This window comes from Flagellimonas aurea, assembly GCF_017313785.1.
In the GTDB taxonomy this organism is placed as follows: Bacteria; Bacteroidota; Bacteroidia; order Flavobacteriales; family Flavobacteriaceae; genus Flagellimonas; species Flagellimonas aurea.
Genome location: NZ_JAFLNL010000014.1, coordinates 19,331 through 34,786, shown reverse-complemented (window position 1 = coordinate 34,786; position 15,456 = coordinate 19,331). Strand labels below are relative to the sequence as shown.

Sequence of the window (15,456 nt, the reverse complement as noted above, 5' to 3'; positions counted from 1 at the left end):
AAAGAAACTAAAATATGGAACAATTTCAAATAGAAACGGCCCAAAATATAACCATAAACCAAAATACGTCCCATCTTGGTGAACGTATGTTGGCTTACATCATTGATACCTTTATCATTGTGGTCTACACCATTTTGATGTTTGTTTTTTTGGCGTCCCTTGATATTGATATGGGGGATCAATGGGCGTTCTACCTGATTCTTTCCCTACCGGCATTTTTATATTATCTGCTTTTTGAAACCTTGATGGATGGAAAAACCATAGGTAAGGGGGCTATGAACCTTCGTGTGGTGAAATTGGACGGTTCCAAACCCAATTTTGGCAATTATTTTGTTCGGTGGGCGCTTAGGATCATTGATGTGGGAATTACCTCGGGGGGAGCTGCCGTCCTAACCATTTTGGTCCGAGGCAAAGGACAACGTATCGGTGATATTGCAGCAGGTACCACGGTCATCAGTGAAAAAAAACGGGTATCCTTAAAAGATACCTTGCTCAGGGAGCTGCCCGATGATTACAAACCTACCTTTCCGCAGGTTACGGTCTTTAAAGATCAGGAAATGCGCACCATCAAAGAGTTGTACGACAAGGCCAGGCTTAATGGAAACCATAACGTAATTGTTTCGTTGGATAAGCGTATCAAGGAGGTATTGGGCGTGCAGACCACATTAAAACCCATGGAGTTTGTGGACGTGATCATCAACGATTACAACTATTACACCCAAAAAATGTAGGTATGCTTTACCAGACCATAGATATTTTAGGTACTATTGCCTTTGCCATTTCAGGGGTTTTGGTTGCCATGGAAAAGCGTTTGGATTTGTTCGGTGTGCTCATTATTGCATTCGTAACAGCCATCGGCGGGGGTACCCTGCGCGATCTATTGATAGGGAATACGCCAGTGGGTTGGATGCACGACCTGACCTATGTGATCACCATTTTTATTTCTGTAGTTTTTGCCATCCTTTTTGTGAACAAACTCAAATACCTTAGAAAATCTTTGTTCCTGTTCGATACGATAGGAATAGGACTTTATACCATGGTAGGTGTGGAGAAGGGGCTAGAAGCTGAACTTTTACCTGTTATCTGTATCTTTTTGGGTACCATGACGGCCTGTTTTGGAGGTGTCATACGCGATATTCTATGTAATGAGATTCCCGTCATCTTCCATAAAGAAATCTATGCAACGGCATGTATATTGGGTGCCCTGAGCTACTTTTTGATCATACAGTTCCCCGTTAAGGATGAGTATGCCTATATCGCTGCTATTTTGGTGGTGATCTTGTTGAGGTTATTGGCCGTTCGCTTTAAGATAACCCTTCCCAGTATCTACGGTAAACAAATGCCGTAACCTATTTCCTAAGCTTTTTACAACTGTGGTTAGTTGTTGTTTAGTACCATTAACCTATCGTTAATATATTTTACTTTTTCGTTAACCGAAACCCCTCTGCTATGCGGCTACATTGCTCGTTAATCATAAAATTAACTTTTCAGGGAGTTGGTTATCATCATCAATTTCCCCAAACCAATCATTCAATCAGGTATGAGAACATCACGATCATTAATTTTTACATTTTTGGGATTGATTTCCTTTTTCGGAATCGATCGGGCAAATGCACAAGGATGCGTGGCCATCAGACATTTTTCCTCTTGTGTAGGGAACACTTTGGAAAACAATCTCCTGGGGCCGGGAGATATCCAAATAGGTAGTAATTACAGATACTTTAAATCTTTCCGTCATTTTAGGGGTACCCATGAGGAACCCGACCGTGTTTCCAATGAAACCGAGGTAATCAATCATTCACATTCATGGGATTTCTTTTTGACCTACGGAATTTCGGAAAGGTGGTACGCAAGTATCACTATCCCGACCGTCATCAACACACGTTCATCACTTTACGAGCATGGGCGTGATGAGCGGAACACGACCTTTTCCCGTGGCCTGGCAGATATAAGGGCAGGAGTCGGTTATTGGCTCTTCGACCTTGAAAAACACCAGAACGGAAATGTGGCATTGGGATTAGGGGTAAAACTTCCAACGGGTAGTTATAATGCTTCTGATATATTTTACAATGTGGGTCCTGAGGGCGGACCGGAGGTCAGGCCGGTGGACCAGAGCATACAGCCGGGTGACGGTGGCTTCGGAATCACGTTGGATTTTCAGTTTTATCAAAAGATTGCAGAGCGGTTTTTTGCGTATGGAGGAGGTTTCTATTTGATCAATCCAAGGGAGGTCAATGGAACGCGGACCTTTAGGGAAACTTTGAGTCCAATTCTTCAGAACGAGGCAATTATGGCCGTTCCCGACCAGTTTTCGGTGAGAGCGGGAGTAAGCCATAGTTTGGGCAATACCATTTCTGCTTCTTTGGGAGCTCGGTACGAAGGAGTGCCCGTCAAAGACCTAATCGGAGGCAATGATGGTTTTAGAAGACCGGGCAATGTACTTTCCATAGATCCCGGAATCGCTTTTATGAAAGGTAATTTTTCTTTGAACCTCAATGTGCCTTTTGCGGTAAGAAGGGAGCGTCCGCAGAGTGTTACAGATTTGCAGACCGAACAAGCGACAGGAGAGCCTAGAATGGGGGATGCCGCTTTTGCCGATTACTTGATCAATGTGGGAGTGTCCTACCGGTTTACCAACAACAAGGTCAAGGTGAATCCGGAACTCATGAACGAATTCAATAATTAAGCCGTCAACATAAATGAACTTTACGATTGCCCAACAAATAAAAAAGCTATCATCCATATGTGTTTTACTTCTTGGACTTCACGCAACGAGTCAGGAAAATATCAAAGGAAAAGTGGTCGATGCCTCAAATGGACAGCCCTTGGTTGGGGCACAAATAGTGCTCAACCCAAGTCAAAAGGGAACCTTGACCGATGAGTTTGGATACTTCCAAATAGATGCGGGTAGTGATGATAATTCTCTTATTGTAAGGTATTTGGGGTATGAAGAACAGGAGGTTTCCATATCAAATACCAATGACTTGGGTACTCTGGCATTAAAAAGGTCCAACACCACATTGAGCGAGGTAATCGTAAGTGCATCCCCAAAAAGTTTTAAAAGTGAATTTAAAGGGAGCAATTTTAGGATTAATCCTGTTTCATTAAAAAATAGTAATCCGTTGAGTACCGAAGAGGTATTGCGCACCATTCCAGGGGTCAATATTGTTGGGGATATGGGATTGTCCAACCGACCTAACATCAGTATTCGGGGTTCGTGGGGCAGGCGCTCCAAAAAGGTGCTTTTGATGGAAGACGGGACACCAGCAGCACCGGCACCCTACATAGCTCCAGGGGCTTACTATAATCCGGTGAGCGATCGTATCACCTCTGTCGAAGTATATAAAGGGGCAGATTTGCTGCGATACGGCCCCAACAATATGTATGGTGCTGTCAACTACATTACAGCGCTACCTCCCCAAAAACCCACTTTAAGGCTTAAATTGACAGGAGGTCAGCGAAACTATACCTCCGGCCTGTTTTCCTATGGCGGAACCTGGAACGATATCGGTGGTTTGGTAGAAGGTGTTTACAAGAAGTTTGATGGATTTACCGATAACTCTTCGGTGGAGATCTTGAACCTGAACGCAAAGATATTTGCCAAACTCTCCGATAATCAATCACTTTATTTTAAGGTGAGCGGGCAATTTGAGGATAATCAGGCCTCTTTAAGCTCGCAGACACCGTTCACATTTGAAGCTGACCCGACCCAAAATCCCTTGGATGCGGACCAATTTACCATGAGGCGCTATGGTGTCGATATTATCCACAAATGGTTGCCCAATGATGATTTGAGCTTCACTACAAAAGTATATGCTTCGGATTTTGAACGGGATTGGTGGCGTCAGGTAACTGCAAAGGTCAGGGCATCGGAAGTCCAGGATTATGTGGGCGATAAAATTTTTAATGATAGATATGGTTATTTGGCTGGAAGAACATTTGATGACGAAGACTATGTGATTGTTGGGCGTGTGGAGAATGGACTGGAGAGCACTACAGACAGTCGGTGGATCTATCGAGTTTCCGGAATCAAGGAAACGGTCAACGCGGCATGGGACGCCTTTGGGGCTCCAAGTGCTTTCGAAGGTAGTATCAATCTGCACCGTGAAACATTTAAAGATGTTTTCTTGGAAGCCGACAACTCCAGATGGGCCAGATATGGAACCGCTACCAAAGATTTGTGGTACGGGTTGTGGTCTGCCAATGGTTATGTTCGCAATGAGTTCAATTTTGGAAAAGTTGGAGTAACTCCCATTCTCCGTTTTGAACATGTGGATATGTTTCGACAAGACCTCTTGGCATTGGCCCAAAATTCTGATTTGGAAAGTACCGTAGAAGGCAGGGAACCCAATGTGTATAATCAGTTTTTGCCTGGACTTACGGTGGATTATGGTTATGGAAAGGGTGAATTTTACGGTAGTTTGTACCAAGGTATGATCGCTCCATCCAAAGTTTTCGGGTTTTTAGTGGAACAAAATGGTGTTGTTACCAACCCTTTGGTGGGACAGAGCATCAATATTGATCCAGAGCTAAGTTGGAACAAGGAAATTGGTTGGCGAGGGGGCTTGTTGGATAATTTTATCCAAGGGCAATTGACCTATTTTCACAATGCGAGCAGAAATTTTTATGCCGGCGGTCGCAACGAAGTGTTCACCGAGTTGGGAGAAATCAATGTCCAAGGAGTAGAAATGGCCATTAATTTAGAGCTTTTGAACACCAATGGCCATCAATTGCACTTTTTGGGCAATGTTACCTATATGAAATCCAAAGTTAAATCGGGCAAGTTGGAGGATAGGGACCTTTTTTCTCAGGTTATACACGGTACCGCTACACAGAATGAGTATGTGTCCATGGTAAATACAAATCGGAATGCCTATCAGGTATACGTGGACAATGGGGGAGGGGAAACCTTGCTGACCGACCCGACCATTGATGCTTCCCAATTTGGTAGTATTACCCGTAGCGTAGTCACCTTTGGTGATGAAGGATTGTCAGGTACAGAAGCTCCTTATACACCAAATATTACTATGAGCTTGGGTCTCAATTACGATTGGAAAGAGTTATCCAGTGGTTTTAATGTGCATCATGTGGGCAAGCAGTACACGGAATTCCACAATTTTGTAAATGAATCAGCTGACGGTGCCATTGGTCAGCTACCTTCCTATACTACGATAGATGCATTCGTGAACTACGATTTGACCATTGGTGAAAAAATCGATGCCACCATTTTTATAAATGGCAAGAACATTACAAACAATATAAATAGGGCTTCACGTTTGAACAGGGCCACTTCGGGATTGTTCGGGGGTGGTTTCCGACAGATTATATTCGGAATCAATATGAAAATTTAAATCTGGGAATCTTATTTTTTTACGGTTCGGGAAACTGATTTATCCCGAACCGTTTTACTAAAAATGGCTTCAAAACGTTGATGCCCTAACATCAATTTTGTTTTCAATCAGCGAAGATTTCCTGAAAAAAGTTGGTCATTCTTGTCCAAGAACGGTCTGTGGCCAATGGGTTGTATATCATTCCATCGTCTGGAGCATTGGCATTGGGGTTGGTAAAGGCATGTCCTGTTCCGCCAAAAACATCCATTTCCCATATGGCATTTCTATCGGTAAGTTCATACCCTAAGGAGACAACATCCTTGGGAAACGCCATTGGGTCTTCCCAACCATGCAGTACCAATACTTTTGCTTTGATTTCCTCTTCTTGCTCCAATCCGTTTGGGTCCAAAAGTCCATGGAAGGAGACAGCGCCCTTAAAATCGGCTCCGGAACGGGCAAGGTCCAAGGCGCATTTACCTCCAAAACAGAATCCGATGATGCCTACTTTTTCCGGGTCGGCCAAATCGTGACCCTTAATACTGTTGAATGCGAGCATTATTCGGTCGAGCAATTTTTGGCGATCGGTGGCCACTTCGTTCATAAGCTCTTCCGCTTCGGTGTTGTCTTTCGCTCTTTTTCCTTCGCCATAAACATCTATGGCCAATGCCAAGTAACCAAGTTTGGCAAGCTCGATGGCCTTGTCCGTTTCAAATTGGGATTGTCCGGCCCATGTGTGGGCCACCAAAACCACTGGTCGCTTTCCTTGAATGCTATCATCATGGGCAACAACCCCCAAATAGGATTGTCCATCATCCGCATAGCTAAAATTGTTAGTTTGAATCATGCTGAGTTTAGTTATGTATTGAGCGCCATTAAATTATATTATTTTTTGATTCCTTTACAAAACTTCAGCCTTTAGTATGTATATATTTTGCCATGGCCAATCACCATCCCCAACACGCACATTATTTATAGCATCCACTATGTCCATACCTTCAATTACCCGACCAAAAGGGGTGTAAGACCCATCCAAGTGATAGGACCCTGGATTGGCGACAACAATGAAAAATTCGTAAGGGGAGGCCAATTTATGTGGATTGTCCCTTTCGCTGCTAGGCATGGATATGGTGCCTCTGTGATGCTTATGTCCCTTATTTCCGTCGGGAGGTAATAGATATCGCCCAATGTCGCCCCGTTTACGGGCCGTTCTTCGGTCATCAGAGTTTCCTCCTTGAATAATAAAGTCCTTGACAACCCTGTGGAATTGGGTACTGTCAAAATATTTTTGTCTGGTCAGATAAATAAAATTGGCTTTGTGATAGGGGACATTATCATAAAGTTGTACGGTAAAACTCCCCATGGTCGTTGTAATTTTCACCTTGTCCTTTTTAAGTTTTTTGGAATAATTAAAAAAGAAGTCGATGGCATTTTCCTCGGTAAGTTTGAAAGGTTCTTCCTCTTCTTCCTCGATTGCGGTGGAATCCAATTCGGTTTTTGGAACAGTGTCCGAGTTTGCAATATTTTCCTGAACTTTGTCCTTCTCCTTTTTGGGGGATTCTCCGCAGGAAGCCAATAATAGAAATAATATATACGTAGTAGCTAAAGCCGATTGTCTCAACAGTATGGATTTTAATGAATTTTACGAACTAGCTTTAAAATTAAAAAATCTTCCACTTCCCGGGGAGGATTCCCATAATAAAATGTCACCGCAGTTGCGTATCCAGTGGTTGAAGGATAACAAGGTTAAGGATGCCAATCCTAAAAGAGCAGGGGTAATGGCATTGTTTTATCCTGACGTTGAACAGGAAACCAGACTGCTTTTGATTCTAAGAAAGGTATATCAAGGCGTTCATTCCAATCAGATCGGGTTTCCCGGGGGGAAGGTGGAAAAAATAGATAAAAATTTAATGGAAACCGCTCTGCGTGAAACCCATGAAGAGGTCGGTGTGACACCAAGCGAAGTTGAGGTGATCAAAGAGTTGAGCGAGGTCTACATTCCGCCAAGTAATTTTTTGGTTAAACCTTATATAGGACTTTATCCGAGTCCGCGCCCATTTGTGAAAGAAGATTTTGAAGTAGAAAGCCTTGTAGAGGTTTATCTCAAGGATTTTTTGGACGATTCCAACCATATCAATGAGGTTTTGACAACTTCTTATGCAAAAAATATAGATGTACCTGCCTTTAAACTAAATGGTTACACGGTGTGGGGGGCTACTGCAATGGTATTGAGCGAGATCAAGGAGCTTTTACGTCAAGTGCTTTAAGTGCTATTTTGTAAATTTGTCGTCAACAATCAACACATTACATGGGTCTGTTCAAAAAAAATCCCTTTGGTCATATTTTGTTCTTAAAACGGTGGCTGATTCGCATTGCAGGTATGATGACGCACCAACGCTACAAAGGATTTAATACTTTAGAGATAGAGGGTTCGCAGATAATCCGTGACCTTCCGGAGAGCAATGTACTTTTTGTAAGCAACCATCAAACCTATTTCGCCGATGTGGTGGCAATGTTCCATGTGTTCAATGCCAGTCTAAAAGGGCGGGACGATAATATCAAGAATTTGGGCTATCTATGGAATCCCAAGCTCAACATCTACTATGTTGCTGCCAAAGAGACCATGGGAAAGAGTTTGCTGACCAAGGTTTTGGCCTATGCCGGTTCCATAAGTATAGAAAGGACTTGGAGGGCCGATGGCCAGAATGTGAACAGACAGGTAAAGTTCAGTGATATATCCAATATTGGAAAAGCCTTGGACGATGGTTGGGTAATTACCTTTCCACAGGGGACAACAACCCCTTGGAAGCCGTTGCGAAAAGGTACTGCGCATATCATCAAAAAATACAAACCTGTTGTGGTTCCTGTCGTCATCGATGGTTTCCGACGTTCTTTTGATAAAAAAGGTCTTCGCGTAAAGAAGAAAGGAATCCTTCAATCGATGCAAATAAAAGAGCCCTTGGACATTGATTACGATAACGAATCCATTGATGCAATTTTGGAAAAACTGGAATATGCCATTGAGCAACATCCATCATTCCTTAAGGTGATTTCGGAAAAGGAACTTCTAGCCTATGAAGAGGAAAACCAGAAAAGGCGTTATAGTTACAAGGGCAAAATAGATGGTTAGACTTCCAATCGTTTGAGTTCGTTGTAGTTCTTCCGTAATTTTTTTAGCAGAATGCCGTAAAGCAATTTATAGAACAACCAAATAACAACCAATACGGCAGTGGTAATCGCAATCGAAACGATGATTATCAACGCCCAAAACTCCGTACTGTCGCCATCTTGGGCGGCGGCATTGACCAATTCTTGGCCCTCAGGTGAATATAATAGTACCCCATAGGCATAAATGATTGCGCTAATGGTGAAGATAATTAGATTGAACCATACATATTGGGTCACTGTTCGTTTTACCTTTAGAATGGTCCGCATCAAATTTTTGGAGGAATCGGTAAAGGATATTTTTCTATAATTGATATAAAACCTATATATAAAGTAAAATATAATGGCGTAGTTGATCACATTAAGTGCCATCACTACCTTATATATGTGCATATCCTTAAGTTCCTGCATGGTATCGGGGCCACTAAAAATAATATTGATGCCTGCCCAGAAAACAAATTCTATAATGCTTATATAAAAAATCCACTTTACTATGGACGATGACTTCTTCTTGGTCATCGGGTATATTTGCTCGTAGGACAGCTTGGGGAGGTTTGCTTCCCGCTTCTGCCAATCCTTCTTCAAGAGCTCCAGTTCATCCAGCATAATCACGGATTTAATATAGTTCTTAATTTATTTTTCACCCTACTCATCTTCACTCTTGCATTTACTTCGGAAATTCCCAAAGTTTCGGCTATTTCTGTATAATCTTTGTCTTCCAAATAAAGAAAGACCAAGGCCTTATCAATATCGCCAAGTTGTTTTACCGCGTCGTACATCAACTTTAATTGCCGTTCCTCGGTATCATCATAATCGGTGGCTTTTATTTTATAAAGTACCGAATCAAAATCCTGGGTCTTCACCCTTTTCTTGGATTTTCTGTACAATGTAATGGCCGTATTCAATGCAACACGGTACATCCATGTGCTAAACTTGGCATCTCCCCGAAACTTTGGGTATGCTTTCCACAACTGAATAGTGATTTCTTGGAACAGGTCGTTATGCGAATCCTTGTCGTTGGTATATAGACTACACACCTTATGGACAATGTTCTGATTGTCCTCAAGTTCCGTCACAAATTGATGTTCCAGTTCTTTGTTCACTAAACGGTTGGTAAAGTTTGCTTTATCTATTGGTATCTATAAAGCAGCTTTTGTTACAATGATTGGATAAAAATTCTATTTTCGGTAATCCAATGCAGGTGGTCTGTTGCCCAACATGGGAACATATTTAAAGTCCTTGCCTCGTCTTTCTTCCAGTTCTTTTTTGGCAGCTTCGATTGTTTTTGGACTTTCAAAAATATCCATGGCGGTAAGTGCCAATGTCTTTGCAGCGACCATCATTCCCTTGGAACCGATGCTCATACCGCCAGCGGCTACAGCTTGCCAGCTATGCGCGGGAGTTCCTGGAACCCAAGTGGCGGTGCCCAGACCTGCTGTGGGAACGGTATAACTTACATCACCGACGTCCGTAGATCCATAGGCTTGAGCGGTCTCTTTGTAGGGCTGTACAATCTGTGCGGTGGAAATGTCCGGAGATCCCTTGCCCAAGGTCCCGGATATTTTTTCGGCAAATGCTTTTTCTTCATCAGTATAGGTAACTCCTCCAACCTTTACCAAATTATCGTACATAATTTTCTGAACGGTAAGGTTGGGCAAAAGTTCGTGGGTACCTCCAATCATTTCATAATCCATAGTGGTTCCCGTGCCTAGCGCAGCACCCTCTGCAGCTTTCACTATTCTGTCGAAAATATCGACAACGACATCTCTTGTATTATGTCTTGCATAATAATATACCTCCGCGAAATCGGGTACTACGTTTGGTGCTTTTCCACCATTTGTGATTACATAATGTATCCTTGCATCTTCTGGGACATGCTCTCTCATCATGTTGACCATAGCGTTCATGGCTTCTACACCATCCAAAGCAGAACGACCTTTTTCTGGAGCTCCTGCTGCATGGGCGGAAATTCCATGGAATCTGAATTTGGCGGATTTATTGGCCAATGCGGCACCAGCGCTGGCAGCATTTCCAGAACCGGGGTGCCAGTGCAACGCAACGTCCACATCGTTAAAAACACCTTCTCGGACCATATAAACTTTTCCTGAACCACCTTCCTCTGCAGGACATCCATAAAATCGAATGGTTCCTTTGATGTTGTTATTTTCCATCCATTCCTTTACCGAAATAGCGGCTGCCGTGGATGCTGTGCCGAACAGGTGATGGCCACAAGCATGTCCAGCGGCCCCGCCAGCGGATTTTTTTTCGGGGATAGCCTCTTGTGAAAGGCCTGGAAGTGCATCGTACTCACCTAAAATGGCGATTACCGGGGACCCTGAGCCATATTCGGCCTTAAAAGCCGTTGGAATACCGGCAATACCTTTGTCAATACTAAAACCGGCATCGGAAAGAGTTTTCTGCAAAAGAGCGGAGCTTTGTTCCTCTAGATAACCCATTTCAGCAAGACCCCAAATTTCGTGTGCGATTTCACTGTATTTTTCAGATTTGGATTCGAGGTCTTTAATGACATTGTCCTTCTTTTTTTGGGCTTGCAGGCCCATGGAACACAATAGTAGAATTGCGCCCATTGGGAGAAATTTTCTCATGGGTTGATTATTTTGAGTTAGGCTCTAAAGATATGAAAAAACTATACTTAGCGACTATCGCAATGCTTCGGAATGATTAAATTTGTTGATATGTCGAGCATGAACATTCCTCAATCCAGTAATCCAAGAGTCGTCATCATAGGAGGCGGTTTTGGAGGCATAGCACTAGCCAAAAAATTAAGTAAGAAAGATGTCCAAGTAGTTCTACTGGACAAGCATAACTACCATAATTTTCAACCCTTGTTATATCAAGTGTCAACGGGTGGTCTGGAACCTGATTCTATTGCCTATCCCATTAGAAAAGTGCTTCAAGGGTATCCCAATTTCTTTTTTCGATTGGCGCAGGTCCAAGAAGTGAAAACGGATACCAAAAGAATCAAGACCAATATTGGTGAAATTTTTTATGATTATTTGGTGGTAGCAACAGGTTCGGAGACCAATTTCTTTGGAAACAAAGGAATCGAGACCAAGGGAATGGCCATGAAAACCATCCCGCAATCTTTGAACTTACGTAGTCTGATTCTCGAAAATTTTGAACAGGCTCTTTTAACGGACGACCTCCATGAACGCGATGCCCTAATGAATTTTGTGATCGTGGGCGGGGGACCAACAGGTGTGGAGCTTGCGGGTGCATTGGCCGAAATAAAAAAGGGAATCCTTCCCAAGGATTACCCGGATTTGGATACGCGGAGGGCGCAGATCAATTTGATTCAAAGTGGTGATAGACTTCTGCCGGCAATGAGCAAAAAGGCATCGGAAAAAGCAGAAAAATTTTTAGAAGAATTGGGAGTGAACGTTTGGAAGAACATTCGCGTTACCGATTATGATGGCAAACGGGTGACAACAAATGCCAAAACTATTTTTGAAGCGGAGACCTTGGTATGGGCAGCTGGGGTAAAGGCTGTTGGGTTAAAAGGTTTGGATGCCGAGCAGTTGCTCTCAAGGGGAAACAGATTAAGGGTGAACGAGTTTCACCAAGTTATAGGTTTGGACGGTGTTTTTGCCATTGGGGATGTAGCGCAGATGGAGACAGAAAAATTTCCCGAAGGGCATCCCATGATGGCCCAGCCTGCCATGCAGCAAGGAAGAAGCCTTGGGGAAAACTTGGTTCGAATGATAGAAGAAAAACCCATGAAGCCTTTTGTTTATAAGGATAAAGGCAGTATGGCCACAGTGGGGCGGAACAAAGCGGTCGTTGATTTGCCAAAGTTTAAATTTCAGGGAGTTTTTGCATGGTTTGTCTGGATGTTCGTTCACTTATATTTTCTCATTGGTTTCAGGAACAGGCTGGTTGTATTCATCAATTGGGTGTACAATTATGTCCGTTTTGACCGGGAGGCACGACTTATTATCAGACCTTTTAAAAAGCAAAACAAAGTAGAACGGCATAATTTAATGCGGGATTAGTTTTCCGATTTTCTAGGGTGGAACTCTTTCAGTATGTTCGCCAGATGTGAGCGGTTAACGTGCATATACACCTCGGTGGTTGTTATACTCTCATGACCCAACATTTGTTGTATGGCCCGTAAATCGGCCCCGTTTTCCAACAGATGCGTCGCAAAGGAATGCCTAAAAGTGTGTGGACTGATACTCTTTTTTAGTCCGATTGCTTCTGCCAGTCGTTTAACTATGGTGAAAATCATGGCACGGGTCAGTTGTTTGCCCCGACGATTTAGAAAAACAAAATCTTCATGTTCTTTTTGAATGTGCAAATGTACCCTAACTTCCTTCCGGTAAATGTTGATGTATTTCTGGTTGATTTCACTGATGGGTACAAAACGCTGTTTGTTTCCCTTCCCGGTAACCATAATAAAATCTTCATCAAAATAAAGGTCGGATAGTTTTAGGTTAATAAGTTCCGACACACGGAGACCACAACCGTACAAGGTTTCCAAAATGGCCCTGTTCCTTTCACCTTCGGGTTTGGATAGGTCAATGGCGGTTATCAATTGGTTTATTTCATCTTCCGAAAGGGTATCGGGTAACTTTCTGCCGATTTTTGGGGTTTCAATAAGGTCCATGGGATTGTCATCTCGGTAGTCCTCAAACACCAAATAATTAAAAAAACCTTTCAGCCCAGAAATAATGCGGGCCTGTGTCCTAGGATTTACCGTTTTGGCGATATCGTAAATAAACTGTTGTACCGTGTTTCTCCCTATTCCAGTGGGCCTATCATCTATGGCGTGCTCTTCCAAGTAACCGGCAAGTTTTTGAAGGTCCATGGTATAATTGGAGATGGAGTTTTGGGAAAGTCCCCGTTCTATCTTCAAATAATTCTGATAATCTTTTATTGCTTGCTGCCAATTCATACACTCAAATATAATGACATAATCACATCACGGTTGCTTAAAAATAGCCATCGGTCAATTCAAAATACCGTTTGGTCAATTGGTGTGGTAAAAAAACAATTGGATTCAATAATTTTCTATCCCAATTATAAGATTTGAATGAACGAAAATCATTTTTGTAAGAAATTTATTTCATCAAGGCACTTTTTTAATGATCATCACGTTTTCTCTTAGTAAAATTTTAACAATGAAGAAAAAGACATTTGTATTGGTGATCATAGCATTGGTTACCGTAAGTTTTTCGTCCATGGCGCAGCAGGTGGACCGAACAAGTTTTAAGGCAGGAGTGCACGCGGGACTTCCCGTTGGTGATGCTTCCGATTATTCAAGTTTTAGCCTTGGGGTAGACCTAGGTTATCACTGGGGAGTATCCGAGCTTATCGATGCTGGTATTGCGACTGGATTTATCAACGCTTTTGGAGACACATCGACCATTGACGTTGGACCTTTGGGCCAAGATGTGGATTTTCCGGATATCCAGTTCATCCCAGTGGCTGGGGCTTTTCGACTTTACCCTACCTATGATTTTAAGTTGGGTGCCGATGTAGGTTACGCAGTTGGCGTTAATGAAGGAAATGATGGAGGGTTTTATGTTCGCCCAATGATCGGATATAATATATCCGGTAACACGGAACTTAATGTTTCCTATATCAATGTCAGCAATGACGGTAGCTTCTCTGTAGCTGCCTTGGGATTGTTGTTTTTGTTCTAAAAAAAAGAAAACTGTAATTATAGCCCCAAATCTTACAGTTGAAAACCATAAATATTAACCGTTAATTAAACTTTTAAATGAAAAAATTACTTTTTGTTATTGCAATTGTTATGTTGGGCAACCTTGCGGCAAAAGCACAGACCAGTTACAAGGCCGCTCTTGGATTGGGCATAGACCTTTATGACGAGGCCACCTTTTTTGGAGCTACCGGAAAATATTTTTTCTCGGATAGGCATGTTGGTCAAGCAGATTTAGGTTTTGAGGACAATGCGACCATGGCCACATTCCTATATTCCTACCATAAAGGATTTTATGGGGCACCGGGCCTACGTTGGTATGCAGGAGTTGGTCCAAGTATTATTTTCATAAAAGACTTTGATAATATTTTTGCCTTGCGTCCGCATTTGGGGCTTGATTTTAAAATTGACGGAGTGCCTTTTGTGCTCAATTTTGATTGGCGTCCCTCTGTTGTATTGAGCGATGTAGGTGATAATCAGGTTGCGGCTTTTGGCTTTGGCCTTCAGTTTGCCATCAATTAGAAGACACTATTTTTTATATGTAGGGCGGGATATTCCCGCCCTTTTCTTTTTGTTGTATTTTTGACGGTATGAAACTAATGATCATCAACGGACCCAACTTGAACCTATTGGGAAAACGTGAGCCCGAAGTGTATGGGAGCACCACTTTTGAAGACTATTTTAAAACGCTGCAGCAAAAGTTTCCCGATGTGGAACTGGAATACTATCAATCCAATATCGAGGGAGAGCTCATTGGTAAAATACAGGAGGTTGGATTTGATTACGATGGCATTATTCTAAATGCAGCGGCCTACACACATACATCAGTTGGCATTGGTGATGCCGTAAAGGCAGTGGAAACACCAGTAATCGAGGTGCATATTTCCAATACGCATCAACGTGAGGAGTACCGCCATGTTTCCTTTATTTCGCCAGGGGCCAAAGGGGTCATTCTTGGCTTTGGACTCCAAAGCTACGATTTGGCCATCCAGAGCTTTTTAGGCTAAATCTTTCAAGTATTTTTTATCGGCATAAAAAGTGCCAAAGGGGAGAAGGGATGCGACAAAAAGGATAATAAACCTTTTGAGCTTCCACTTGCGTTCCCAACAAAAAACTATGGCCACTACTACATATAGAATAAACAATATGCCATGAGCCATACCAACAACTTGGTTTGGTTCAGGAATATCTGCCCAATGCTTCAACGGCATGGTCATTCCGAAAAGGAGTAGATAGGAAATACCTTCTAAAATAGCAGTGGCCCTAAAAATTTTAAGCATA

The 15,456-nt window shown here is 42.6% G+C and carries 17 protein-coding genes; 10 read left to right on the top strand and 7 right to left on the bottom strand.

Translation table 11 applies throughout. The features are described 5' to 3' along the window. Positions 1 to 14: 14 nt before the first annotated feature. From J0656_RS18215 to J0656_RS18200, 4 genes are all read left to right on the top strand, one after another. Complete coding sequence (locus tag J0656_RS18215; RefSeq protein WP_207036457.1) at positions 15 to 731, top strand: RDD family protein; 717 nt, start codon at positions 15 to 17, stop codon at positions 729 to 731. A 2-nt stretch (positions 732 to 733) separates the two neighbouring features. After that, positions 734 to 1,348 (top strand): trimeric intracellular cation channel family protein, encoded by a 615-nt coding sequence (locus tag J0656_RS18210; RefSeq protein WP_207036456.1) that lies wholly within the window; start codon positions 734 to 736, stop codon positions 1,346 to 1,348. A 192-nt stretch (positions 1,349 to 1,540) separates the two neighbouring features. Beyond that, positions 1,541 to 2,686, top strand: a complete 1,146-nt coding sequence (locus J0656_RS18205) for a hypothetical protein (protein ID WP_207036454.1) — start codon at positions 1,541 to 1,543, stop codon at positions 2,684 to 2,686. A gap of 13 nt (positions 2,687 to 2,699) precedes the next feature. Continuing rightward, a complete protein-coding gene (locus J0656_RS18200; protein WP_207036452.1) occupies positions 2,700 to 5,351 on the top strand; it encodes a TonB-dependent receptor in 2,652 nt (883 codons plus the stop codon). A gap of 103 nt (positions 5,352 to 5,454) precedes the next feature. Here J0656_RS18200 and J0656_RS18195 read toward each other — a convergent pair whose 3' ends face one another. Further along, complete coding sequence (locus tag J0656_RS18195) at positions 5,455 to 6,174, bottom strand: dienelactone hydrolase family protein (RefSeq protein WP_207036450.1); 720 nt, start codon at positions 6,172 to 6,174, stop codon at positions 5,455 to 5,457. A gap of 54 nt (positions 6,175 to 6,228) precedes the next feature. After that, positions 6,229 to 6,948, bottom strand: coding sequence for a peptidylprolyl isomerase (locus J0656_RS18190; RefSeq protein ID WP_207036448.1), 720 nt, complete (start codon positions 6,946 to 6,948; stop codon positions 6,229 to 6,231). 4 nt (positions 6,949 to 6,952) lie between these two features. On the opposite strand from J0656_RS18190, the gene J0656_RS18185 reads away from it, so the two are divergent. Together J0656_RS18185 and J0656_RS18180 are read left to right on the top strand one after the other, a co-directional pair. Further along, a complete protein-coding gene (locus J0656_RS18185) occupies positions 6,953 to 7,594 on the top strand; it encodes an NUDIX hydrolase (RefSeq protein WP_207036447.1) in 642 nt (213 codons plus the stop codon). Between the two features lie 41 nt (positions 7,595 to 7,635). After that, positions 7,636 to 8,457, top strand: a complete 822-nt coding sequence (locus tag J0656_RS18180) for a lysophospholipid acyltransferase family protein (RefSeq protein WP_176621406.1) — start codon at positions 7,636 to 7,638, stop codon at positions 8,455 to 8,457. Here the strand turns inward: J0656_RS18180 and J0656_RS18175 are convergent. From J0656_RS18175 to J0656_RS18165, 3 genes are all read right to left on the bottom strand, one after another. Beyond that, entirely contained in the window at positions 8,454 to 9,098 is a 645-nt protein-coding gene (locus J0656_RS18175) for a DUF8845 family protein (RefSeq protein ID WP_207036445.1), read from the bottom strand. The genes J0656_RS18180 and J0656_RS18175 overlap by 4 nt on opposite strands. A 2-nt stretch (positions 9,099 to 9,100) precedes the next feature. Further along, positions 9,101 to 9,595 carry an RNA polymerase sigma factor gene (locus tag J0656_RS18170; protein ID WP_207036443.1) on the bottom strand — a complete coding sequence of 165 codons (495 nt, stop codon included), beginning with the start codon at positions 9,593 to 9,595 and terminating at the stop codon, positions 9,101 to 9,103. A gap of 75 nt (positions 9,596 to 9,670) precedes the next feature. Then, a complete protein-coding gene (locus tag J0656_RS18165; protein ID WP_207036441.1) occupies positions 9,671 to 11,098 on the bottom strand; it encodes an amidohydrolase in 1,428 nt (475 codons plus the stop codon). 99 nt (positions 11,099 to 11,197) lie between these two features. On the opposite strand from J0656_RS18165, the gene J0656_RS18160 reads away from it, so the two are divergent. Beyond that, positions 11,198 to 12,505: an NAD(P)/FAD-dependent oxidoreductase gene (locus J0656_RS18160; RefSeq protein WP_207036560.1), complete on the top strand. Its 1,308-nt coding sequence runs from the start codon at positions 11,198 to 11,200 to the stop codon at positions 12,503 to 12,505. On the opposite strand, the gene xerD is transcribed toward J0656_RS18160, so the two are convergent. Then, the gene (xerD, locus tag J0656_RS18155; protein ID WP_207036439.1) at positions 12,502 to 13,407 is read right to left on the bottom strand and encodes a site-specific tyrosine recombinase XerD; all 906 of its coding nucleotides are present in this window, start codon (positions 13,405 to 13,407) and stop codon (positions 12,502 to 12,504) included. The two genes, J0656_RS18160 and xerD, sit on opposite strands and share 4 nt — an antisense overlap. Before the next feature lie 226 nt (positions 13,408 to 13,633). Between xerD and J0656_RS18150 the strand changes: the two genes are divergently transcribed. The 3 genes from J0656_RS18150 to aroQ all read left to right on the top strand — a co-directional run bounded on the left by J0656_RS18150 (position 13,634) and on the right by aroQ (position 15,182). Further along, a complete protein-coding gene (locus J0656_RS18150; RefSeq protein WP_207036437.1) occupies positions 13,634 to 14,158 on the top strand; it encodes a hypothetical protein in 525 nt (174 codons plus the stop codon). Between the two features lie 77 nt (positions 14,159 to 14,235). Continuing rightward, positions 14,236 to 14,697, top strand: coding sequence for a hypothetical protein (locus J0656_RS18145; protein ID WP_207036435.1), 462 nt, complete (start codon positions 14,236 to 14,238; stop codon positions 14,695 to 14,697). A gap of 68 nt (positions 14,698 to 14,765) precedes the next feature. After that, positions 14,766 to 15,182, top strand: coding sequence for a type II 3-dehydroquinate dehydratase (gene aroQ, locus J0656_RS18140; protein WP_207036433.1), 417 nt, complete (start codon positions 14,766 to 14,768; stop codon positions 15,180 to 15,182). Here aroQ and J0656_RS18135 read toward each other — a convergent pair. Further along, positions 15,174 to 15,455 carry a DUF3817 domain-containing protein gene (locus J0656_RS18135; RefSeq protein ID WP_176621399.1) on the bottom strand — a complete coding sequence of 94 codons (282 nt, stop codon included), beginning with the start codon at positions 15,453 to 15,455 and terminating at the stop codon, positions 15,174 to 15,176. The genes aroQ and J0656_RS18135 overlap by 9 nt on opposite strands. Position 15,456: the final 1 nt, after the last annotated feature.